Below are 24,393 nucleotides of genomic sequence, written 5' to 3'. Positions count from 1 at the left end.
GTTATCCTTTTTGTGATATTAAATGTGTGAAATATTCTTCTAGGGCTTGCTGTAGCAGCGTGGACGGAATGAGGGTTTCTAACGTGATGGTTAATTGAGTATTTCCCGTAGGGATTATGTGTTGGCGAGCCTCATCACCTTTTCGCAAAAATTGCTGTTTAACCATATTTAATTTATTGCTTTTAAGGATTTTTCTGTTTTGTTCAAGTACAAAAATTGCTTTGTAACGCTTTAACGCACCTTCGTGACACAGGGTCTTAAAAGCTTGCAATATTTTTTGATTGCATGGGCATTTAAAATGAAGGTCAAGTGTTTCTATGCATGCTCTAGCCTTTGGTTTGTGGGGAATGATTCTTGGGACCCCTAGTGTTTTGAGTGCGGTTAGTTCTTTATTGGTAAAGTTTAAATATTGCCCTTGTGTCAATTGCCGCCATTGAGTACTGACGGTATTGAAGTCTAAGGTTTCATTATTCAGTGATATAAATGACTTTTTGCAAAAGTAATGAAATGAGGATGTATGTTTATCGACAAAGTCTTTAGGTAATGAACTTATCCAAAGAGATGCAAAATCATCATTGCCATAAGTGTGAGGTTGTTTATTGTTTGCAGAACTTTTTTCCCCCATAAAATGACTAAGTTTCATTTTTTTGAGAATTTGGCTTTCTGCCAATTGGGGTTGAAACTGCTTTTTATCCTTGTTGCTCAGTAATGAATACTCAGGGGAAAGTGAGCTTAAAATACGTGATATATCATTTGAACTGACGGGAATATTCAGTAAATAGCGCAGTTCTGCTCTTGAGTATTGGCGATAAGTTGGTTTGAGTATTTCAACGGTTTTATCCATGCCATGTAGGTAATGGCGCCGTGTAGTTGAATAGCTGGAGTGGCCTAATTGTTTTGAAATAATGTCGAGGAGTAACCCGACATTCAGTTCGTTAAGTGGGCGGCCTTCTAACCAAAAATCAAATCGCGCTATGCAACTTTCGTTACACAGCATTGCTTCTGTTGCTTCATCTTGAAGGATGCTGGATAGATGGCATCCTTGACGCTGATACGCAAGGTGCAATCCCTGTAAGTAAAGTAACTCTGCTCCGCCATGCCGTAAATGATGGAAACGTATTTGGGGGCCGAAAAGGGCTTTTAGCGCCTGAGTCGCAGGGTAAATGTAATGACTGGAACGGAAATGTATAGATTCGTGTTGAAACCCAAGAAAAGGCTGAGTTTCATCACTGCCAGCTTTGATTTTTAGTAATATTCGGATCAGTTTCGCTGCTGATTCAGGCATAAATGCACTGACGATTCTTGTCTTGCCGTTTTTGGTGCTCCCCTCAGGAGTTTTTGTTATCACGATATTGAAAAGCTGTTTGTTTTGAGGGCTTAACGATATGTGGCCAAGGCGCAGCCTTAACACTTCACCTCTTCGCATTGCTCCATAGTAACCAAGAATGACCGCTATGCTGGCAAATAGCCGTTGCATGGCATCACCATTTTGTGACGAGAGTAATAGTGCTACAGCATTATTGACTTGAGAAACATTGAGGCAAAATGGATCAACAAGAGAAGGGAGTTCAGGGCGCTCAAATTGACCTAAATCTAACTGGTCAGTGAGCTCTTGATGTGCTGCACTTCGAAGAAAATTATATAAATGCCAAGGTGTGGTTTTATCATCTAAACGCTCAAATTCTGTATGTGCCCAAAGATGCAACTTCTCTGAGTCGCAGGCATCATCAAAGCTCAATGGACTTAAACTCTTATAAAAGTTTGTGTAGCGGTCGATACTTTGTGGCGGCAGGGTTTTCTTTTTAACCCCACCCTCATTAAATAGTTCCTCAGTAAAGAGGAAGAACAGTTTTGGGAGTACATTTTGTTGCTCCCAAGCAGGCGTAACTGGCCTTAGATGTTTCTTGTTAGGTGATTGTTTATGAAATTTTATGAGCGCTTTATGGGGCCATTGTGGGTTTCTAGTGCCGAGTTCTTTATTTTCATCAACGAAATTTGTTTGCTTCAATGGTGGTATGAATAATGACTTTTCCTTTATGGCATCAACAAAGCTAGACTTTGTGGGTTCAAGTGTTGCGACATGACGCATAGGATCACTCAAGTCTCGCAATAAAACTGGCGGCACAACATAGTGATGATGCCAAAAAGATTGAAATGTGCGCAGCCACTTTGATGATGTCATTGGTGCGAAATAATAGGGTTTATTATCTACCCACCGATTAATCGCATCCAATAATGATTTAATAGTTAACCCATTTTCAGTGGTTGATTTGTAAAAATCTTGCAAAACCCTCAAAGGAAAAGCTGGCAGTGTATAACGGGTAAAGCTCATCGTTTTCTCATTAGCATATGAGGCAATAGGCTTAGAGTGGGGCACTTTGAGTGTAAATTGTCCTTCAAAAAACTCGATAGAAGTCGGCGTTGATAATATCTTTTGCCAGTATGATAAGTGTAGCGGGGCGACTTCAAAGTTCAGAACGAGTAATGTCCAACCTAAGTTATGCCATCGTTCATTCATAAATGATTCACGTTGCGACTTATATTTGGCAAAACATTCACCTGCCAGTTGATTATTTTTTAAAATACCAAGTAGCCACATCATCGATTCATCACGAAAAACTTGCTCTTTAACTTCAGGTAACCTCCAGTTACATATTTCTTTTAAGTAGAACAAGACTTGATTAAGTGCTTTGAATAATGTTCTTTGTCGACCAGTAGGAATGCTTCCAATGTGTTTATTGATCTCTAAAAGCTGCTGTTGAGATAATGCTCGTTCCTTAATATTTAATGAGTTAAGCATATTGCATACCCATTGAATATCTCTGCTTTGTTCACAATCCATGCCCTGATCTACACGGTAGTTGACAATCATCTGAGCTGTTAGTGTTCCCTTAGCCATGATGAGCCCCTTCTATTTTGGCTAAATTTAAAAACTCAGGGATTTTATTTAAAAAGGAAGTCAGTTTGTTTTGTGCGACAGGAAAGAGCATGTCACTACCCAGTTGCTCGCCCCAATTAGCATGCCCCATCAGTCTGTCTATGTCTTGTGAGGTGAGTGTAGGGGATGATGATGTTAACGCGTGCTGAGCAAAAAAATGGCGTAATTGATAGGGCACAGCAATTTCTCCTGAGTTAGCTTTAGCCCACCATTTCGCCGTAAATTGACGCAATGATTTTGCTGATAATGGTTTTACAGTTAGATGGTTATCAACTAAAAACCACATTAAGGGAGTATCAAATGTGGTTGATGAATGACGACGCAAGTTTTGCTGCAAAAATTCGTAGCGAGATAATGCGTGACGAAAATATTCACATAACCAAATAGATCGATAGCACCCTTTATCAAAGACGATGACAGACTGCTTATCAAAGCAATACTCTTTCAGAAATGTGATTTCGTGTGTGGGGCGTGTACTTGTTAATACGATAAACAACAGTGCGAGTTCAAATACTCTAAAGTTATAGAGCTCTAGCAAGGTTTCTTGAGTATGTTTACTTCGCTCAAGCTTTTGACCCTGAAGGTGAAGTTCGTGAAAAAAACGACGTACAGAGTCAACTTTGACTTGTCGTAGTGAACCTAGATAAATCGGTGGGGATTGAATATAGGTTCGCAAAGCTGTTGATACATCATAATGTAAGGAGGGGATTCTTCCAGGGGTGCATAAGTAATCTTGTTGTTTAGCTGAAAAGTGAATGATCTGAGAATCTGTATGAGTAATAGGTTTTGGGGCACTAAATAATGATATTAATGCTGGTTCTGTGATGGCTTGACGTAGTCGATCCAAGTAGTGTGTTTGTGCTTTGAAAATATCATATCTTATTTGTTCGCTATCTCGTCTTTGATAATTTAAAGCGCTAAAGTGATGTAACTTATTGACCCCAAGCAAAACTGCTTTTGCCGGTGTTGGCAGGTTAGGATCACATTGAGCCATTTTATTAAAGTAATTGAACAGTGCGTCCTTTCGAGTCAGATATTTACCTTTTAATGCTGTAGGAGTGCGCCATTTGTCATTGATAAAGGAAAAGAATTTTTCTTTTTCTTTTTTTTCCAATATCCAGCATTTCTCAGTTTGCTTTGTTTTTGTTATTGCGTCAGAGAACCAATGGTTTAACCCGTTTGGGATCGGTTGCCATTGCCAATTAACGCCATGTTTAGTTGGAACAGCGATAGCGTATTCGATCCAAGAAGGAGCACTCTTACGAATGCTTCTTAGGCTATTTGGCTGACAGGGGTGGCTACCACTGACTATAGTGATGTCTGGAATATCTTCGATTGATTTACATGATGCTAGTGATCCTGTTAACCATAGATATAAGAAGTTAAAAAGTGCTCGGTCAAATGGCGTTACAGTTTCTATGTGTAATGGAGGGTATCGTTTTTTCAACCTTAATAATGCTGCTATTAGCTTAAACCCGTAAAATTGAGCATTAGGAAATGGCGCCCCACTATTTTTGTATCGCTCTTTTGACTTTATGGCTTCATTATTCATCACTTACTCACTTCAGCTTTTTTTTTACGATATCAAAATAATTCAACTTAAAAGTTAAATAAGGAGGCTAATTTGGGCCCACTAATTATTATTTTTTGAGATATGGGTAATATTTAATCAATAAGGTCAGTTTATTGAATTAAGTTTTGCTCAAGGTTTATTTACTCTCTCTAATACAAGAAGGGGACATTTGAGCTAAATGACTAAGCTGTTTTTTGCTAGGTATGGCTAAGTTAAGTAATTTTGCTTTCCCTAGTCGACTGTGCAATCGCTGTGGTAAATATTTGAATTCAGGAATAAGTAATGCTGGCTTGATGAGCGCAAGAGTAGACATGATTGGTTCAGCTTCTTCATAAATAATGAGCGATGCATTTAACTTTAATGATGCATCATGGCTGAGAATACTTTCAATAATAGGCATTGCTGCCAATATAAAATACTGTCCTTCTTTTTCGTGTTTCAATACAGGTATGGGACATGAATCAAGCACACATTGAAGTTGTTCAACTGAAAGAAATTGAATATCTGGAAGTTTTGACTGCGTTAATCTGTCACCTGATAGTAAAGTAACCAGATTCGGATGGAGGTGCAATTGAAGCGAGTTTAGCGGCAACTTTTTTGTCTTTGGCATAACGATATTTTCCTAAATCATCCCATTTCCCTATTTATAGATGCGTGTATTTAGTCATTAATTTGCACTACTGTTTATTTGTACAGTTAATTGCTGTATAAATCAACGGTCATGGTTGTTTTTTCTTCTATTCAGCTTTTTAGTCAGTATGATTTTAGATGTTTAGTGATTACGTTTCTTTATTAAGATTATGATTTTAAATGTTTATTGTGGTTATTAGGAGGTTTGTATGGCGCTTACACAGAAAGAATTTAAAATTGGACTCAAGGGGGTTTTAAAGATTCTTGGTAAATGGGGGTGTAATGAAAATCAAATATCAGTCTTACTTTGCTTTAAGAATAAGGACGACTTGAGCACCGCTAATCAAAATGACTTAACTCAAGATCAAGTCAAACGTATAAATCTGCTTCCTATATTCTCTTAACTGCAGTTTTGTAAACATGATTGCGCTCGCGCTTTCCAACCGCAACAACCGAGATAACTAGCTCATTATCTCTAACCTGATATACAAGCCTGTATCCTGCGCTACGCAATTTAATCTTGTAACAATCTTCCATTCCGCTAAGTCGAGCTGATTCGACTCTGGGATTCTCTAGGCGCTCCAGCAGCTTCTTTTTAAACTGTTCCCGAATTGGGGAATCAAGCTTTCGCCATTCTTTCTCCGCATCGCGCTTGAAAACGAGCTTATAGGTCGTCAAGGCTTACCTCTACCTCATCTTGCTCAAGTCGTTCTTTAACGAGTTGAGTCAACTCAATATCTTCCAGTTTATCCAGCATCGCCTCATAAGCATCCGCTGGAACACAATAGAATTCAGGCTTATTTCTATTCAATACAGCTACCGGAAACCCATCGGCCTGCTCAACAACAGCCATTGGATTTTTCTTTAACTCGGAAATACTCGTTGTGTTATCAGCAAGTATCGGTCTTATGATTTGCATATATTCACCTTTAGTGACTTGTTTATAGTGCTTATGATAGGTCATTTAAAATTTTTGGCAAATAAAAAGACCTTAAAACGGACTTAGCCATTTTAGTCTTTAGCCATGCCTAAATAATTAACGTTACCAACGAAAATAGCCGCATTACTATCTACTAGATGGTGGCTGTGCTTGTGCAAATCATCAGACCTGCGATTTTTAATTTTGGCATGAATTGCCTTAACTCGGTGCTTATTTCTAGCCCGTTGAGCGATACCGAGCTTAGACTCCAACTTTCGGTATTGACGACCAACAACTCGACCACCATCGCTATCTGTAGCAGCCTCCTTGCAGCCTAAGTCAATACCGATAGCACTTGTGCCTTTGCTCTGTTCGACTTTTACCTCAACCACAACATTGAAGTACCAGCGACCGCGAGAATCTTCATTGAAAGAGCCTGATTTGAACTTATACTGTGATAAACCGTAACTATCCCATACCTTGAAATGCTGGCGATTAAAGTAAACCTGACCGTCTTTGAAGCTTGCCGCGCCTGTCTTAAAAGGTATCCAGCCCAGAGAGCGCTTTGCGCCCTGAGACTTACGCCAGTTTAAGCGACAACTACCTTGAAAAACGCTGCCTTACAAGGCAGGGCAAAAGCTCAGCCCTATGGTCTCGATCATACTTTGCTTGCACTGCTGGCGGTGCAACAATTGAAACATTAAAAGCCTATGTAGAGAGTCAATCGACTCCAGAATAAGACGCTATCGCGTCTTATTCCTTATATCCCCGCCCTCATCGGGCGAGGGTTTACGGCGAAATTGCTAAGGTTAAAAATTATCTATTTAAGGCGTGAGTGAGCGATATAAAAACTAATAGTCTATATTGAGTACTACTAACTGGGTATTTGAATGTCTATTTTCAAATATTCCGCACCTTAAAATTGGATGACATTTATGACGCAAAATTTCAATGGTTTATCCTTAAAATCAAAGCTTTTAGTTGGTTTCAGTTTGCCTGTCATTGCAATACTTCTTATCTCGATATTTGTCAATATCAATGTTAATGCTTTGAATCATGCTAATTTCTGGGTAGATCATACTCATAAGGTGATGGCAAGAGGTAAGTTATTAATGAGTAGTATGGTGGATATGGAAACTGGAATGAGAGGTTTTCTGGTTGCCGGCGATAAAATATATCTAGAACCATACTTTAAGGGGCAAGAATTATTTAATGATGAGATAGTGAAATTACGAGAATTGGTTAGTGATAATCCTGCGCAAGTTTCAAGATTACAAACTATCGATGGTATGAAACGTAAATGGATTGAAGAAGCGGCGGAACCCCAAATAAATATTCGAAAGGAAATAGTTAAGGGCGAACAAGCTGAAGCTGAGTTTAAGCGAGTATCAGCTCGATTAGTTGGTAAACAAAAATTTGATGCTTTTAGGAGTGTTGTTGCAGATTTAGATGCAACCATGAAACAAAACCGCGACTCATATGGGCAATTTTTAGTGCTTAATTTATTAAATGACATGATAAATCAAGAAACTGGTCAACGAGGTTTTTTGTTGTCGGGTAAAGAAGAATCATTAGAACCTTATAAACAGGGAAGAATAGATTTCGTTAAACGCCTTGAGTTATTTGAACAACATTTAGCAACGGTCACTTATTCGGTTGTAAATATTAAACAGCAGTTAGTAACAGCTAAACAATTTGCTGATGAATGGTCTACAGAAGCAGCACTGCCTGAAATTGAAGCACGCAGAAAAATGAATGAAGTCACCATGACTATGGCCGATATCACGGCATTCATTGAAAAAGGTTTAGGTAAAAAATATATGGATGCGATCCGAGGTGAAATCGCTGACTTTGTAAATGCAGAAGAAAAATTGATTGTTAGCAGATCGGCAGACGCGGAATCAACAGCAAAAAATACTATAACCATTTTATTTTTTAGTGCTGTTATTGGAATTATTCTGGCGATTATAGCCGCAATTTATATTGTTAAAGACGTGATGAAACTTGTTGGTTTGGAACCTTCAATACTCGCGAGTATTTCTCGTAAAATTGCAGACGGTGATTTAACTCAGTCATATTCGAATATTGGCAATGAAACAGGTGTCTATGCCGCAATGCTCGATATGTCACGCAACTTGAAGAGCTTGATTAAAAACGTGGCTGATTCATCTAGAGTTCAGCAAACATCTTCTCAGCGGTTGTTAACCGTGGCAGAGCAAACGTCTAAGAATGTTGCGTTACAAAACTCTTCAACAGATCAGATAGCGACAGCTATGGAAGAGTTACGAGCAACTGCAGCTGAGGTGGCATCAAATTCATCTTTTGCTGCAGACTCAGCCAGTGAAGCCCACAAATTAGTTAATCATGGCAATAAAGATGTCGCATCAGTGACTAAAGATATTCATCAATTAGCAGAAAGTTTGAGAGATACTAATCTAATGATCACTGATTTATCAAATAGTGCTGAAAATATTGCCAGTATTTTGGATGTTATAAAGAAAATTGCCGATCAAACTAATTTATTAGCTTTAAATGCTGCAATTGAAGCGGCAAGAGCGGGTGAATTAGGTAGAGGATTTGCTGTGGTTGCTGATGAAGTTAGGTCTTTGGCGCAAAATACGCAAAATTCTACAACAGAAATCGAGTCTATGATTAAGCAGGTCCAGCAAAGCGCAAGTGTATCTCAAAAGTCGATGAATAATGGTTTATCTAAAGTTGAGCAAATTGTTGGTCAGACTGAAAGTGTCACGGAAGTATTCAACAATATTCTGACTTCAGTATTAAAGATAACTGATATTAGTACTCAAATTGCTACAGCGGCAGAAGAACAAGCTTATACAACAGACGATATTAGTAAGCGTATTGTAGAAATTAGAGAGTTATCCAATCAAACGGCTAATGATTCTATTGAAATGAATGAAAGTGCTGAACAAATGGTTAAATTGTCTAATAACTTAAATAATGAACTGAATCGGTTTAGTTTATAATTTTATTTAGAAACGACAGAGATAATTTTTATTAATCAAAATTTTATTTATGGCACCCCTTGTTGTGTATGCGTTTTAAAATCATCGCTGATGAATAATTAAAATTCATGGAGGATGTTCTTTGTCCCAAATTTTGGAGTTACAGCATGTCAATTTTTTATGCGATATTAATCAAGATGCGAGAAAGTTTAACGATTATGAAAAATTTGGGATCGAAACATAAAGACTTCGCTCAGCTGAAAATTGACCTTTGCGGTTTCGGTCGGACTAGACAGTCTTGTAGAAGAAAAGGTAGCAGTTAAACACTAGACTTGTCTTTGTGCTGTAATAGCTCTTAGGATCCCCTTGCTTTAGCTGGGGGATAAGTCAATAAGTGATAAACATTATTCTTTTTCATTTCTTATGACTACATTAATTGGCGATGTAAAACAGTATTCCACTCGCTACCGCTAAAATCACAGACACTATATTACCGAGGATAACTTGTCGGCTAATTTCATCGTTAGATTTTTTGATATGTTGGAGGGTTCCAGGTTTAAGAGTTGAATAAATGAGCGGCTGTTCTAGATAGAGGTTTCTAAAAAATGCGTTACAAATGCAGTATATAGACAAACATACAAATATCGCTACGACCACGATTAGGTCGCTGCTCATCACTGCTATGAAATTCATTATCAATTGCATATAACCATTCCTTAGTTATTTGTTCGCATCTTAATAAGTTTAAAATATTTATGACAGCGTTATCAACTTATTTCTTTAATGTGAATACAAAGTCATTGTGATCAAAATCAATAATTAACTAAGATATATTTCCGCTAAAGGATAGTGTGAACATAATGGAAGCATTCGCATGTTGCCATCAATGAAAACGGTAGAAAGACTTTTAACCAATGAGCGAGTATTTTAATGAGTATTAGGCGCCAATGAGGTTAGTCGGTTTTTAAGAAGGAACAATAATGAAGCTCGGTCGTAACGATCCTTGCCACTGTGGTAGTGGTAAAAAGTTTAAACGTTGTTGTATGAGCAGTGTCTCCAAGCAACATGCGCAAATCTTTGATGATGCTGAAGGCATGTTGGCAATGAATCCTCATTTAAGTCTTGATGAACTTAACGTTGCTTTACAGCACAAAGTGCAGGCTCGAAATAATCAGCCTCATCCCGATTTTTGTGGTTTGTCGCCAACACAAATGACCAATTGGCTTTATGCTCCTTTTGATCAATTACAGTGGGTGAACATCAAAAGTCCAGACGAGTTGATAGCCTGTCCTGTCATGCGTTATTTAGCGTTAATTCTAGATGAGGCTATCACGCAAGATGGCTCATTTAAAGCCACGAGCAAAGGCAATTTGCCTACTAAGCTAGTCAAATCTGCGAGTGAATTACTACCTGAATTTGCCGTTTCACAGTTTAATGTCAATATCAGTATCAGTGAATTTGCGGGCAGTAACGAAGACAAATTCAATGCCTTGCACTACACCAGAGTACTAGCCGAAATGAGTGGTATTATTTATCAACATAGCGGGCGCTACCATGTAAAAAAAACAGCGCAAAAGCAGTATCACGCCTTAGGCATACAGGCATTTTTTAAACCTATGTTAGAAGCCGCAATTGGTAAATATAATTGGGGGTATTTGGACGGTTTTGAATACGATTTTGACCTGCGTACCTTTTGGGTGTTTATGTTGTGGCGTATCCAAATCCACGGCAATGTTGATCAGCTCGTTAAAGATGTGCAGACCGCTTTTCCCGATTTGCTGAAGCTATTGCCTATAGATGATTACTTTCCACCGGAAAAAAGCTTAAGCATGCTCATCGAAACTAGGTTTATTGAGCGATTTTTGCAGTTTTGGGGATTTGTGATCATCGATCCAAGGCGTTATATCAATGCTGAACCTGTCTCCAGAGTGGTTCAGGTGCAGCCTTTGTTAAACCAAACATTCCAATTCACCATTCACTCATAAACTGGCTGTCCACAGCTATCAACAACAAGGTGAATTTTAGCAATTTCGCCTTATATCCCCCCTTATCGGGCGAGGTTTTACGTAGAAGTGGCTAAGTCACACTTTTACGCGCATAAAAGTGCGTTTTTTTACATTTTTATGCGCATAAAAGTGTAATTTAGTGGCCTTAGACATTCAGGGATTCACATCATCGTGTTAATTTGCATTCAAATAGTCATCCGAATTTAGTACTCATTTGCATTTGAAAATGATCCATGATTATAGCGAATAATGATAAGACTATTAATTGGTTAAAATTGTTTCAGTGGGGCAAAAAATCATGCAATTAGTGGATCAAATATTTATGCAAATTCACAGCCATAGCATTGTATGCAGGTAATCGCTTGGTTAGAACTTAAAGTCATCAATAATGCCGCTTTAGCGACAATTTTTATGCGTAGAATTCACATTTTAGTCTCAGGAAAAGGCGAAGGTTAATTGTCTCAAATTGCCATTATCAGACAAAAAATGTCTCAGGGTTAGTAGGTTTTTGCTGTAAGTGATTGAATATATTGGTTAATAGTGAGTGTGATATAAAAACCGAATAGAGATAACTCTTCGCAAAACCTTGACAGGGTATCAATTGACTAGTTTACAGCGCAATTACCCCTGTGACAAACATGAGAAAAATGAACTTTATCAAGAGGATGCGTTAAAAAATAATTTTCATAAATACGGTCATATTCAGACGTGCGCTTGAAGGCTTTCAAGGTATCGGAAAACCGATTGACAAATTGTTCAGAAATACGTTGTTTATTAAAAATAACATATAATTCTGTCTTGTAAACAGGCTGAGTTAACAAGGGCATTAACTCATCACTTAGTCCCAGCTTTTTCAATATCGTTAACGCATTGGCATATTCTGCAATGACATAATCAATGCGTCCAGAGCGCAATTTGATAAAATTTTGCTCATCATTACTGACAGTTTCATAATTGTTTTCTTTTTTTAAAAACGCCCAGAACGCCGGAGTATAGGCATATTGCCTGACAACACCGATGGTTTTGCCTTTTAAGTCATCTAACGTGGAAAACCTTAGCCTATTTTTATCCTCCTGACGGATAAATAGGACCCATTTAGAATCAATTAAGGGTTCCGCTGGAAAATAACATTGTTTTTGTCGTTCTGTATTGGAACTCAGACTGAATGCTGCATCAATGTGACCGTGTAAAATATGATGCTCTAATCGTGCAAAGGGATAGAGCTGGATCTTGCCTTCGATCTGCATATTCATACGCTTTAAAACCGCTTCGACGACTTGAGTACTGAAACCATTGGTTACAAAATCCTTTTCGGCCAGTTCATAGGGCGGCCAATGATCGCTTCCGATAGTCAGTCTGATCTCCCCGGAAACAGAAGTCGGCATAAAAAGTAGCGTTATATTGCATGCTATTAATAAAATTGCATATTTCATCATTGCCTCTTAAAAAATACCTAAAAGGAAGTCGTAACATGTTGGTTATGATCACAATTTTGCTTACTGACGTTACTTGTCATATAGAACAGTTTGAGGAGATCTGCCAACTCAGGTGTTAGCTTAACTTGTGAGTGGACCTTATTCACAAAAGGTTAAGGTTGACGTTAACGCCTGGTCGTACCCTTGAACTCGCAAAGAAAAATGGTCAAGTAGAGATATGCTCATATCAGGGTTACTTTCATGCACTTTTCCCATCCAAGCCCAATATCGACAAGCTGTTATCTTGGAATGTTAACCACGAAGCGCAGCTACCTGACGGATATGCACAAACGAGTTAATTATCTTTTTGATGACTTTGATGCTTTTTTGAAATATTGAACTAAACTTATCGTTATTGGTGGAATTAACTCCTTTTTCCATCAACTTCTCAGTTTATCCAACCTTTTGCCTATTCAGCTGAAGCTAGATAGGCATTTTTTTACTTATTACAATCAATTGGTGTTCCTACCGAAGCCATCTGTATTGCGAACCTCGTAAGTTTGCACCGTTGAACGGAATTGGGTCACCCTAGATAAGCCCGTCAATCGACTTTGTTCAATGCCGGTGTAATACGGTCAAATTCATTCAACCGATGGAAGACCGAGACGCTGCTTTTTTGTCAAAACCTCGATGATTACCAAGCCACGATAGGTTCCCTTTGACAAATTCTTAGTTAGATAGTTGGCCAGCCAGCACAACCTGAATCGATTTCGGCTAAAACAAGAAAATGATTATCTATTAAATCATGGTCGAGATGATGTAAGAGCGATGGAGCGATAAGTTTCAAGTGTTCAAATATGGACATGGATTAAGTTCAGGAGAATTACATGATCAATCAAGTCATGCCGATACGCAAATCCGTACTGTTACATGTTAACAAAATATGAACTCGCCCTGTCTTTTAGGGCTAATTCAAGGCCATCTTCTTCAGCACCAGACCTCTTTATTGACGAATTGGTCTTTCTTTAATGTTATGTACTAAGCTTTATTTATGGTGTTAACGTAAAAGTTTGCTAGATAAAAAAGGAGTAAAGGTTTTGATCATCACGCCTCCTCAGCTACTTTCTTTTTTACATAAAATATTTTGTGTTGTCTTGATTTTATGTGGTCTGCTCATAAGCTCTCCTGCCATTTCAGCAATAGTGACAATTGATTTGTCTACATTAGGGATAACTACTCAAAATAATCGTATTAATAAAAATGCCTTTGACGAAGGTATAGATTCTCGAATGTACGAAAAAGAAGGATTTTTGATTTTTGGCGATGAGAATAATGATGGTTTTCCAGAAGTTCCTCACGACGAAGAAAGCGTTGATAGGAATATCATTTATATCAGTCCTGAACAATTGGGTATCGGAACACCATATGGGGGAGTGTACTATCAGGCTGATGGAGTTTTTTTCGGGACAGGTGTTCGTTTTATCGTTAAAAAAGCTGATGGTCAAGAGTTCGATTTTCAAAGTGTTATTGTGACTGAGTTAGGAGGCGATACTACTTCTTTATTTGTTGAGGGATTTAGAGATGGTGTCTCTGTTGCAACTCAAAGTATTCCTTTTAGTATTAATGAGCAAAAAGTTGTTGCACTAGATAACGGTTTTGATGATGTAGATGAAGTTCGTTTTTATTCTGTTATAGCTTTCAAGTATGGGGAACAATTTTTATTCGATAAATTCGTTTTTGAGGTCGCATCTGCAGGGATCCCATCAATTACTAGCGCCACTTACGATGCTGATACTGGCCTATTGTCAGTAACTGCAGAGAATATAACTTCTGGAGATGATATTGATGTTAGCAATCTAACTCTGACGGGAAACAATGGGGGCTTGTATGCACTAACAAGTGCTGATGTAAAGGCTAGCAGTGCCACAGCTTTTACTGTGATTTTAAATGCAGAAGACAAATTGGCTATCAATGGTTTATTAAATAAAAATGGCACAAGTTCCACCAATGCAACTACATATAACTTAGCTGCAGCTGCAAATTGGAATTCAACTGCTTCTGCACCAGAAGATTTAACGGGTAATGGAATTACGGTTTCAAATATCGCAGCACCGACCATAACATCAGCTGCTTATGATAGTAGTACACATACTTTGACTGTAACTGGAACTAACTTTGTTTCAGTACTAGGGGCTAATAATGATATTGATGTGAGTCAATTGACAATGACAGGAGAAGGTGGTTTCACTTATACCCTTACGTCACCTGATGTCGAAGTGTTGAGCCAAACTTCATTTTCAGTACCCCTTAACGCCACTGATTATGACATTATCGAGACTATTTTTAATAAAAATGGTAGCAGTTCAACCAGCGGCACGACTTATAACCTAGCTGCAGCGGATGATTGGAATTCTGACGTGACAGGCGCGGATATTGAGGATTTAACCAATACTCTTACTGTATCGAACGTTCCATCACCAGCGATATCGAGTGCAACGTATGATGCAATTTCGGGAGTGCTTGTGGTTTCGGGAACAGGCTTGCTTAAATACGCTGGGGGGATGAATGACATCAATGTGGCTAAATTCACTATAAGTGGTGATTCGAGTAGTTACACGCTGACGTCCCCTGACGTTGAAATCACATCTGGTACTAGCTTTTCAATCACACTAAATGCGACAGATAAAAGCGCCTTAATTAGTCGGCTCAATCAAAATGGTACGAGTTCGGTGGGCGCAACAACCTATAATTTCGCTGCTGCTGAAGATTGGAACCTTGGCGCAGATCCAAGCTTATCGATTGAAGATGTGACTGGAAATCCTATTACAGTAAGTAATATTGTTGCTCCTAGTGCCCCAACCATAGGCATTGCAACCGCTGGAGATGCACAAGCAAGCGTGACTTTTACTGCTTCTGCCAGTAATGGCGGCTCAGCGATTACAGGTTATACCGTGACAGCTAGTTTCGGTGACATAACCGCGACGGGCACCAGTTCGCCCATTACCGTGACAGGATTAACCAATGGCACGACCTATAGCTTCAGTGTCACCGCCACCAATGCCGCAGGGACAAGCAGTAGCTCAAGCGCATCCAATGAAGTGACGCCACAGGGCAGTCAAACCATTAGCTTTAATCATCCTGGCTCGCAAGATTTTGGAACATCACCGACATTATCTGCCACTGCTAGCTCAGGGTTAATCCCGGTATTTACGTCATCAACCCCCAGCGTCTGTACCATCACCAGTGGTGGCGCGGTAACCTTTGTCGCAACCGGCACGTGTACCATTAATGCCAATCAATCGGGTAATGCTGCTTATGCCGCTGCCTCCGAGGTGACCCAAAGCTTTGCCGTTAATGGGGTGAAGCCAGATGCGCCCACCATCGGCACGGCAACGGCAGGTGATGGTGAAGCGACAGTGACATTCAGCGCCCCGAGCAATAATGGCGGGGCGTCCATCAGCAGTTATACGGTGACCTCCAATCCCGGCGGCTTGACTGCCACCGGCACAGGTTCGCCATTGACCGTGACCGGATTAACCAACGGCACGACCTATACCTTCAGTGTCACCGCCACCAATGCCGCAGGGGAAAGTGATAGCTCAAGTGCATCAAACAGCGTGACGCCACAGGGCAGTCAAACCATTAGCTTTAATCATCCTGGCTCGCAAGATTTTGGTACATCACCGACATTATCTGCCACTGCTAGCTCAGGGTTAATCCCAGTATTTACCTCCACGACCACTGGGGTGTGTACTATCACCAGCGGTGGCGCGTTAACCTTTGTCGCAACCGGCACGTGTACCATTAATGCCAATCAAGCGGGTAATGCTGCTTATGCCGCTGCCCCCGAGGTGACCCAAAGCTTTGCCGTTAATGGCGTCGCAGCATCAGCCCCCACCATCGGCACGGCAACGGCAGGTGATGGTGAAGCGACAGTGACATTCAGCGCCCCGAGCAATAATGGCGGGGCGTCCATCAGCAGTTATACGGTGACCTCCAATCCCGGCGGCTTGACTGCCACCGGCACAGGTTCGCCATTGACCGTGACCGGATTAACCAACGGCACGACCTATACCTTCAGTGTCACCGCCACCAATGCCGCAGGGACAAGCAGTAGCTCAAGCGCATCCAATGAAGTGACGCCACAGGGCAGTCAAACCATTAGCTTTAATCATCCTGGCTCGCAAGATTTTGGAACATCACCGACATTATCTGCCACTGCTAGCTCAGGGTTAATCCCGGTATTTACGTCATCAACCCCCAGCGTCTGTACCATCACCAGTGGTGGCGCGGTAACCTTTGTCGCAACTGGTACGTGTACCATTAATGCCAATCAATCGGGTAATGCTGCTTATGCCGCTGCCCCCGAGGTGACCCAAAGCTTTGCCGTTAATGGGGTGAAGCCAGATGCGCCCACCATCGGCACGGCAACGGCAGGTGATGGTGAAGCGACAGTGACATTCAGCGCCCCGAGCAATAATGGCGGGGCGTCCATCAGCAGTTATACGGTGACCTCCAATCCCGGCGGCTTGACTGCCACCGGCACAGGTTCGCCATTGACCGTGACCGGATTAACCAACGGCACGACCTATACCTTCAGTGTCACCGCCACCAATGCCGCAGGGACAAGCAGTAGCTCAAGCGCATCCAATGAAGTGACGCCACAGGGCAGTCAAACCATTAGCTTTAATCATCCTGGCTCGCAAGATTTTGGAACATCACCGACATTATCTGCCACTGCTAGCTCAGGGTTAATCCCGGTATTTACGTCATCAACCCCCAGCGTCTGTACCATCACCAGTGGTGGCGCGGTAACCTTTGTCGCAACTGGTACGTGTACCATTAATGCCAATCAATCGGGTAATGCTGCTTATGCCGCTGCCCCCGAGGTGACCCAAAGCTTTGCCGTTAATGGCGTCGCAGCATCAGCCCCCACCATCGGCACGGCAACGGCAGGTGATGGTGAAGCGACAGTGACATTCAGCGCCCCGAGCAATAATGGCGGGGCGTCCATCAGCAGTTATACGGTGACCTCCAATCCCGGCGGCTTGACTGCCACCGGCACAGGTTCGCCATTGACCGTGACCGGATTAACCAACGGCACGACCTATACCTTCAGTGTCACCGCCACCAATGCCGCAGGGGAAAGTGATAGCTCAAGTGCATCAAACAGCGTGACGCCACAGGGCAGTCAAACCATTAGCTTTAATCATCCTGGCTCGCAAGATTTTGGTACATCACCGACATTATCTGCCACTGCTAGCTCAGGGTTAATCCCAGTATTTACCTCCACGACCACTGGGGTGTGTACTATCACCAGCGGTGGCGCGTTAACCTTTGTCGCAACCGGCACGTGTACCATTAATGCCAATCAATCGGGTAATACGGCTTATGCCGCTGCCCCCGAGGTGACCCAAAGCTTTGCCGTTAATGGCGTCGCAGCATCAGCCCCCACCATCGGCACGGCAACGGCAGGTGATGGTGAAGCGACAGTGACATTCAGCGCCCCGAGCAATAATGGCGGGGCGTCCATCAGCAGTTATACGGTGACCTCCAATCCCGGCGGCTTGACTGCCACCGGCACAGGTTCGCCATTGACCGTGACCGGATTAACCAACGGCACGACCTATACCTTCAGTGTCACCGCCACCAATGCCGCAGGGACAAGCAGTAGCTCAAGCGCATCCAATGAAGTGACGCCACAGGGCAGTCAAACCATTAGCTTTAATCATCCTGGCTCGCAAGATTTTGGAACATCACCGACATTATCTGCCACTGCTAGCTCAGGGTTAATCCCGGTATTTACGTCATCAACCCCCAGCGTCTGTACCATCACCAGTGGTGGCGCGTTAACCTTTGTCGCAACCGGCACGTGTACCATTAATGCCAATCAAGCGGGTAATGCTGCTTATGCCGCTGCCCCCGAGGTGACCCAAAGCTTTGCCGTTAATGGCGTCGCAGCATCAGCCCCCACCATCGGCACGGCAACGGCAGGTGATGGTGAAGCGACAGTGACATTCAGCGCCCCGAGCAATAATGGCGGGGCGTCCATCAGCAGTTATACGGTGACCTCCAATCCCGGCGGCTTGACTGCCACCGGCACAGGTTCGCCATTGACCGTGACCGGATTAACCAACGGCACGACCTATACCTTCAGTGTCACCGCCACCAATGCCGCAGGGACAAGCAGTAGCTCAAGCGCATCCAATGAAGTGACGCCACAGGGCAGTCAAACCATTAGCTTTAATCATCCTGGCTCGCAAGATTTTGGAACATCACCGACATTATCTGCCACTGCTAGCTCAGGGTTAATCCCGGTATTTACGTCATCAACCCCCAGCGTCTGTACCATCACCAGTGGTGGCGCGGTAACCTTTGTCGCAACTGGTACGTGTACCATTAATGCCAATCAATCGGGTAATGCTGCTTATGCCGCTGCCCCCGAGGTGACCCAAAGCTTTGCCGTTAATGGCGTCGCAGCATCAGCCCCCACCATCGGCACGGCAACGGCAGGTGATGGTGAAGCGACAGTGACATTCAGCGCCCCGAGCAATAATGGCGGGGCGTCCATCAGCAGTTATACGGTGACCTCCAATCCCGGCGGCTTGACTGCCACCGGCACAGGTTCGCCATTGACCGTGACCGGATTAACCAACGGCACGACCTATACCTTCAGTGTCACCGCCACCAATGCCGCAGGGACAAGCAGTAGCTCAAGCGCATCCAATGAAGTGACGCCACAGGGCAGTCAAACCATTAGCTTTAATCATCCTGGCTCGCAAGATTTTGGTACATCACCGACATTATCTGCCACTGCTAGCTCAGGGTTAATCCCAGTATTTACCTCCACGACCACTGGGGTGTGTACTATCACCAGCGGTGGCGCGTTAACCTTTGTCGCAACCGGCACGTGTACCATTAATGCCAATCAATCGGGTAATACGGCTTATGCCGCTGCCCCCGAGGTGACCCAAAGCTTTGCCGTTAATGGCGTCGCAGCATCAGCCCCCACCATCGGCACGGCAACGGCAGGTGATGGTGAAGCGACAGTGACATTCAGCGCCCCGAGCAATAATGGCGGGGCGTCCATCAGCAGTTATACGGTGACCTCCAATCCCGGCGGCTTGACTGCCACCGGCACAGGTTCGCCATTGACCGTGACCGGATTAACCAACGGCACGACCTATACCTTCAGTGTCACCGCCACCAATGCCGCAGGGACAAGCAGTAGCTCAAGCGCATCCAATGAAGTGACGCCACAGGGCAGTCAAACCATTAGCTTTAATCATCCTGGCTCGCAAGATTTTGGAACATCACCGACATTATCTGCCACTGCTAGCTCAGGGTTAATCCCGGTATTTACGTCATCAACCCCCAGCGTCTGTACCATCACCAGTGGTGGCGCGTTAACCTTTGTCGCAACCGGCACGTGTACCATTAATGCCAATCAAGCGGGTAATGCTGCTTATGCCGCTGCCCCCGAGGTGACCCAAAGCTTTGCCGTTAATGGCGTCGCAGCATCAGCCCCCACCATCGGCACGGCAACGGCAGGTGATGGTGAAGCGACAGTGACATTCAGCGCCCCGAGCAATAATGGCGGGGCGTCCATCAGCAGTTATACGGTGACCTCCAATCCCGGCGGCTTGACTGCCACCGGCACAGGTTCGCCATTGACCGTGACCGGATTAACCAACGGCACGACCTATACCTTCAGTGTCACCGCCACCAATGCCGCAGGGACAAGCAGTAGCTCAAGCGCATCCAATGAAGTGACGCCACAGGGCAGTCAAACCATTAGCTTTAATCATCCTGGCTCGCAAGATTTTGGAACATCACCGACATTATCTGCCACTGCTAGCTCAGGGTTAACCCCGGTATTTACGTCATCAACCCCCAGCGTCTGTACCATCACCAGTGGTGGCGCGTTAACCTTTGTCGCAACCGGCACGTGTACCATTAATGCCAATCAAGCGGGTAATGCTGCTTATGCCGCTGCCCCCGAGGTGACCCAAAGCTTTGCCGTTAATGGCGTCGCAGCATCAGCCCCCACCATCGGCACGGCAACGGCAGGTGATGGTGAAGCGACAGTGACATTCAGCGCCCCGAGCAATAATGGCGGGGCGTCCATCAGCAGTTATACGGTGACCTCCAATCCCGGCGGCTTGACTGCCACCGGCACAGGTTCGCCATTGACCGTGACCGGATTAACCAACGGCACGACCTATACCTTCAGTGTCACCGCCACCAATGCCGCAGGGGAAAGTGATAGCTCAAGTGCATCAAATGATGTGACGCCAAATGGTGCACCTGTAATAATTTCTACCCCTATATTAAATACTGAGCAGAATGCGAGTTACTTCTATACATTAAAGGCTAAAGATAATATTGGGGATACACTCACATACAGTGCTGAAAAGCATCCCAATTGGTTAATCTTTAATTCAGTGACTGGAGAGTTAACTGGTGTACCTAAACGCGAAAATGTTGGAGAGCATTATATTGAGTTAAGGGTTACTGATGAAGCTGGCTTATATGACACTCAAACATTCACGCTCACTGTTGTTGCAGTAAATTCGGCTCCTTTAGCTAGTGATGCCGTTATCACTTTAGAAGAAGATTCTTCTGCGCTAATTAGCTTTACTGCTTTAGATGAAGATGGCGATGAAGTTACTTTTGAAATAGTGGAAAAACCTGTATATGGAATATTAGAACAACATGGTTCAATGTGGTTATATACGCCAGATGCCAACTTTAATGGTAGTGATAGTGTCAGGTTTATTGCCAAGGATGCAGAGTTTAGCTCTAATGTTGGAGTGATTAGTATTCGAGTTACAGCAATTAATGATGCCCCAGAAGCGATAGATGATGAATACATTATGGAGGTATCTGAAAGTGGTTATAATTTTGCAGTACTAGATAATGATCTTGATGTCGATGGTGATCCTTTGCAGATTGAGGGGGTTGCTACCGAGCTTGGGGTAGTTCAAATAGAAGGTTCACTGATAAAGTATCTGGCTCCTAAGGGATTTGTGGGCCCCGTTGCTATGAGATATTCGATCTCAGACGGCCATAAAAGTAGAAGTCATGCCAGAGTGCAATTATTAATTACTGGTGTAAGCTCCAGTGATGCTCCAGTTATAACGGTTCCACCAGAAGTGATAGCAAATGCAACAGGACTTAAAACAAAGTTAAATCTTGGTGTTGCAACGGCTGTCGACAAAGACGGAAATCAACTTTCAGTTTCACTTATTAACCCGGATCAATTGTTTTCTCCGGGTCAGCATTTTGCTTATTGGAAAGCAACAGATAGCCAGGGACTTACTTCAATTAAGGCACAAAAGGTAACTGTTAACCCTTTAGTGTCAGTTATAAGCCGTGACGGCATTTTAGCCGAAGGCAATGAGGCTGAAATATCTGTTCTTTTAAATGGTGAAGCTCCTCAATATCCGTTGAGTATTCCATTTACTCTTGGGGGCTCTGCTGATGCTAATGATCATGATTTGGTTGAAGGGGAATTTATTATTGATACAGGGCTTACTGCTAGCCTAGTTTTCAATATTATTGATGAAGGGGCAGCTGAATCAGATGAGGAGTTGATCGTTAGTTTAGCTCCAACCCTAAACCTCGCTGCGAATAATGTTGCAAGATTTAAGATTACTGATACCAATATAGCGCCCAATGCCAAGATTTTAGTGACCCAAGCTGGTGAGGCGAGAAGTCAAATCAGTAAGCAAGATGGTAAAGTGTATATAGACGCACAAATCTATGATTTAAATGCTCAAGATAATCTTGATGAAGAGTGGTTGCTAAAACCTCTAGTTATGGAAACGGACGAGCAAGGTAATTATTTTGAACCACATCTTTTTGATGAAGGAAGTTATATAATTAACCTCATTGTAACCGATGATGGTGAACCACAATTATCCACATCTGTACAGATGACACTATTGTTAAAAGATGAGTTTTCTTCACTTACTGACAATGACTCTGATGGCGATTTAATTCCAGATATTGAAGAAGGTTTTGCCGATAACGGTGGTAATGGTATTCCCGATTATCTTGAAATTGCTAATACCTGTAATGTCATACAACTTAATCCTCCTATAAATGGTATGACAGCCATTTTAGCTGAAAGTGAACCAGGTACTTGTTTAGGGTTAGGGAATACTGCGATAAGAGAGGGGAATGACGGAATTGAAATTTCTTTAGATGCCGTCCCACATGATGAAGAAGTGATATTTTTAAAAGGACTCTTTGATTTCAATATAACCAGCTTGCCGAGTAAGGGCGAATCCGTTTCTGTCGTTCTTCCTCAGCAATTGCCCTTACCAACCAATGCTGTATATCGTAAATTCAATCAAGGAATATGGGCTACTTTTATTGAAAATAGCAACAACTTATTGAGTTCTAGTTTGGGATCTCTTGGCAATTGTCCACCACCATTATCTGCAGAATGGCAACCGGGATTAACTGAAGGTCACTGGTGTGTACAACTAACAATAGAGGATGGTGGTCCAAATGATGCTGACGGCTTGCTTAATGGGACTATTGTTGATTTAGGCGGTGTTGCTGTGATGCTTAATAACAATCATGCCCCCATAGCGATTGCTGATGCGGTAATTGTGCCGATGAATCAGTACACAGACATTGATGTATTAGCTAATGACATAGATGCTGATGATGACCCTCTATCAATTAAGCAAGTGATTAGTCAGTTTGGTAGCGTTATTGTGCAAGATAATCAGGTCATTACTTATATTCCTGCAGATGATTTTATTGGTGTAGATGAATTGTTTTATACCATCAGTGATAGTAATGGTGGTAGCTCCTTTACTGAACTTGTTGTAACTGTCGTCGGAAACCGTGCTCCTTTTGCTATAGATGATATTGCAAGCACAGATGATAAGACTGTTTTAATACTTGATGTGCTGAGTAATGATACAGATCCAGATCACCAAGAATTGACTTTGATTGAGGCGAGTGCTGAACAGGGGGACGTAATGATTCAAAATAATTTACTACATTATTCCCCTAAATCTGGTTTTGAAGGGGTAGACATTGTGAATTATACCATTACTGATGGTGAGGGCGGGGAAGCTACTGCGAATGTCACGATTAATGTGAAGGCATTTAAAACTCTTGTCTTGGACAACGGTTCTGGTGGTGGAAGTGTACATTGGTTATGGATATGTTTATTAATCCCTATCCTATTAGTACGTCACAAATTAAGTATGTTGGTTAATTTTGAATTTGCTCTACTACGCAGAACTTGGTTTACTATTTGTTCGTGTTTTCTCGTTCTACTTCTCGGGCTTAACTCCTCACAAGCAAAGGAAGTCGCTTCTCCTTGGTACTTAGATGTTAATATCAGTTTTAACAAAGCAGATATATCTAAAATGGATCTTCAGCAGCGGGTAACACAAGGATATATCAATAGCTTTGATAACTCAGACATCGGTTTTGGTATTCATGTTGGATATCGAGTTAATTCATTGTTCACATTTGAAATAGGATATTTAGATCTTGGCGAAGGAGAGGCAACAATAATTGGAGAAACCATAGATTCGGGTAAGTTTCATGAGTCCATGAAAACAGTGTCTCCAGTGTTACCTGACGGAGCTTCAATCGGTGCCAGATTAACTTTAACAGAATCTCAGAACTGGCGGTTTTCTTTACCTTTGGGTGTGATTTTTTGGGAGTCAGAGTTATATAGTGACTTGCAAGACGAAAGCTTAACTACTGAGCTTGATGGTATTGATTGGTACGCAGGTTTGCGCTTAGATTATAAAATTTTTGAAAATTGGTCGATGGGGCTAGAGTTTAATTATTACGCAATAGCACCTAACGATATCCTAAGCTACCAATTTCATTTTCTTTATCAGTTTTGATTTTTGACATCCTCAGGCAGGAGCTAACTGAGGATTACTCTTGAATATCAATGCACTA

The 24,393-nt window shown here is 42.3% G+C and carries 13 protein-coding genes and 1 pseudogene; 6 read left to right on the top strand and 8 right to left on the bottom strand.

Translation table 11 applies throughout. The annotated features are described in order from the left end of the window. Nucleotide 1: 1 nt before the first annotated feature. From HBH39_RS11810 to HBH39_RS11800, 3 genes are all read right to left on the bottom strand, one after another. Entirely contained in the window at nucleotides 2-2,899 is a 2,898-nt protein-coding gene (locus HBH39_RS11810) for a site-specific integrase (RefSeq protein WP_167678501.1), read from the bottom strand. Then, nucleotides 2,892-4,490 carry a site-specific integrase gene (locus tag HBH39_RS11805; RefSeq protein ID WP_167678499.1) on the bottom strand — a complete coding sequence of 533 codons (1,599 nt, stop codon included), beginning with the start codon at nucleotides 4,488-4,490 and terminating at the stop codon, nucleotides 2,892-2,894. The genes HBH39_RS11810 and HBH39_RS11805 overlap by 8 nt, the downstream gene beginning before the upstream one ends. Nucleotides 4,491-4,647: 157 nt before the next feature. Next, on the bottom strand, nucleotides 4,648-5,121 hold the full coding sequence (locus HBH39_RS11800) for a hypothetical protein (protein ID WP_167678497.1): 474 nt from the start codon (nucleotides 5,119-5,121) through the stop codon (nucleotides 4,648-4,650). A gap of 229 nt (nucleotides 5,122-5,350) precedes the next feature. Between HBH39_RS11800 and HBH39_RS11795 the strand changes: the two genes are divergently transcribed. After that, nucleotides 5,351-5,545 carry a hypothetical protein gene (locus HBH39_RS11795; RefSeq protein WP_167674520.1) on the top strand — a complete coding sequence of 65 codons (195 nt, stop codon included), beginning with the start codon at nucleotides 5,351-5,353 and terminating at the stop codon, nucleotides 5,543-5,545. Here HBH39_RS11795 and HBH39_RS11790 read toward each other — a convergent pair. From HBH39_RS11790 to HBH39_RS11780, 3 genes are all read right to left on the bottom strand, one after another. Beyond that, the gene (locus tag HBH39_RS11790) at nucleotides 5,532-5,819 is read right to left on the bottom strand and encodes a type II toxin-antitoxin system RelE family toxin (protein WP_167678495.1); all 288 of its coding nucleotides are present in this window, start codon (nucleotides 5,817-5,819) and stop codon (nucleotides 5,532-5,534) included. The genes HBH39_RS11795 and HBH39_RS11790 overlap by 14 nt on opposite strands. Further along, nucleotides 5,806-6,060 carry a type II toxin-antitoxin system Phd/YefM family antitoxin gene (locus HBH39_RS11785; protein WP_167678493.1) on the bottom strand — a complete coding sequence of 85 codons (255 nt, stop codon included), beginning with the start codon at nucleotides 6,058-6,060 and terminating at the stop codon, nucleotides 5,806-5,808. Before HBH39_RS11785 ends, HBH39_RS11790 begins: the two co-directional genes overlap by 14 nt. 92 nt (nucleotides 6,061-6,152) lie before the next feature. Continuing rightward, nucleotides 6,153-6,452 carry a transposase gene (locus HBH39_RS11780; RefSeq protein WP_167678491.1) on the bottom strand — a complete coding sequence of 100 codons (300 nt, stop codon included), beginning with the start codon at nucleotides 6,450-6,452 and terminating at the stop codon, nucleotides 6,153-6,155. Between the two features lie 173 nt (nucleotides 6,453-6,625). On the opposite strand from HBH39_RS11780, the gene HBH39_RS20055 reads away from it, so the two are divergent. The 3 genes from HBH39_RS20055 (at nucleotide 6,626) to HBH39_RS11765 (ending at nucleotide 11,011) form a co-directional block, all read left to right on the top strand. Further along, on the top strand, nucleotides 6,626-6,799 hold the full coding sequence (locus tag HBH39_RS20055) for a transposase (RefSeq protein WP_348272995.1): 174 nt from the start codon (nucleotides 6,626-6,628) through the stop codon (nucleotides 6,797-6,799). A 187-nt stretch (nucleotides 6,800-6,986) separates the two neighbouring features. Continuing rightward, nucleotides 6,987-9,047, top strand: coding sequence for a CHASE3 domain-containing protein (locus HBH39_RS11770; RefSeq protein WP_167678489.1), 2,061 nt, complete (start codon nucleotides 6,987-6,989; stop codon nucleotides 9,045-9,047). Between the two features lie 959 nt (nucleotides 9,048-10,006). Then, on the top strand, nucleotides 10,007-11,011 hold the full coding sequence (locus HBH39_RS11765) for a YecA family protein (RefSeq protein ID WP_167678487.1): 1,005 nt from the start codon (nucleotides 10,007-10,009) through the stop codon (nucleotides 11,009-11,011). Nucleotides 11,012-11,637: 626 nt separating this feature from the next. Here the strand turns inward: HBH39_RS11765 and HBH39_RS11760 are convergent. Next, nucleotides 11,638-12,468: a substrate-binding periplasmic protein gene (locus HBH39_RS11760; protein WP_167678485.1), complete on the bottom strand. Its 831-nt coding sequence runs from the start codon at nucleotides 12,466-12,468 to the stop codon at nucleotides 11,638-11,640. 158 nt (nucleotides 12,469-12,626) lie between these two features. On the opposite strand from HBH39_RS11760, the gene HBH39_RS11755 reads away from it, so the two are divergent. Further along, the gene (locus HBH39_RS11755; protein ID WP_167678483.1) at nucleotides 12,627-12,806 is read left to right on the top strand and encodes a hypothetical protein; all 180 of its coding nucleotides are present in this window, start codon (nucleotides 12,627-12,629) and stop codon (nucleotides 12,804-12,806) included. A gap of 292 nt (nucleotides 12,807-13,098) precedes the next feature. Here the strand turns inward: HBH39_RS11755 and HBH39_RS19810 are convergent. After that, a pseudogene (locus tag HBH39_RS19810) lies at nucleotides 13,099-13,312 on the bottom strand (ISAs1-like element ISSba1 family transposase); the annotation flags it as partial. A gap of 232 nt (nucleotides 13,313-13,544) precedes the next feature. Between HBH39_RS19810 and HBH39_RS11750 the strand changes: the two are divergent. Next, on the top strand, nucleotides 13,545-24,335 hold the full coding sequence (locus tag HBH39_RS11750; protein ID WP_167678481.1) for a fibronectin type III domain-containing protein: 10,791 nt from the start codon (nucleotides 13,545-13,547) through the stop codon (nucleotides 24,333-24,335). The last annotated feature ends 58 nt before the right edge of the window (nucleotides 24,336-24,393 follow it).

Origin of the sequence: Shewanella aestuarii (genome assembly GCF_011765625.1) — a bacterium.
Lineage (GTDB): Bacteria > Pseudomonadota > Gammaproteobacteria > Enterobacterales > Shewanellaceae > Shewanella > Shewanella aestuarii_A.
This window is presented reverse-complemented; position numbering and strand designations above follow the sequence as displayed.

Excerpts from the sequence above, each read along its gene's own strand:
- HBH39_RS11770 (WP_167678489.1), top strand. The coding sequence starts at position 6,987 with ATGACATTTATGACGCAAAATTTCAATGGTTTATCCTTAAAATCAAAG.
- HBH39_RS11765 (WP_167678487.1), top strand. The coding sequence starts at position 10,007 with ATGAAGCTCGGTCGTAACGATCCTTGCCACTGTGGTAGTGGTAAAAAG.
- HBH39_RS11800 (WP_167678497.1), bottom strand. The coding sequence starts at position 5,121 with ATGCCAAAGACAAAAAAGTTGCCGCTAAACTCGCTTCAATTGCACCTC.
- HBH39_RS11805 (WP_167678499.1), bottom strand. The coding sequence starts at position 4,490 with ATGAATAATGAAGCCATAAAGTCAAAAGAGCGATACAAAAATAGTGGG.
- HBH39_RS11760 (WP_167678485.1), bottom strand. The coding sequence starts at position 12,468 with ATGATGAAATATGCAATTTTATTAATAGCATGCAATATAACGCTACTT.
- HBH39_RS11810 (WP_167678501.1), bottom strand. The coding sequence starts at position 2,899 with ATGGCTAAGGGAACACTAACAGCTCAGATGATTGTCAACTACCGTGTA.
- HBH39_RS11795 (WP_167674520.1), top strand. The coding sequence starts at position 5,351 with ATGGCGCTTACACAGAAAGAATTTAAAATTGGACTCAAGGGGGTTTTA.
- HBH39_RS11785 (WP_167678493.1), bottom strand. The coding sequence starts at position 6,060 with ATGCAAATCATAAGACCGATACTTGCTGATAACACAACGAGTATTTCC.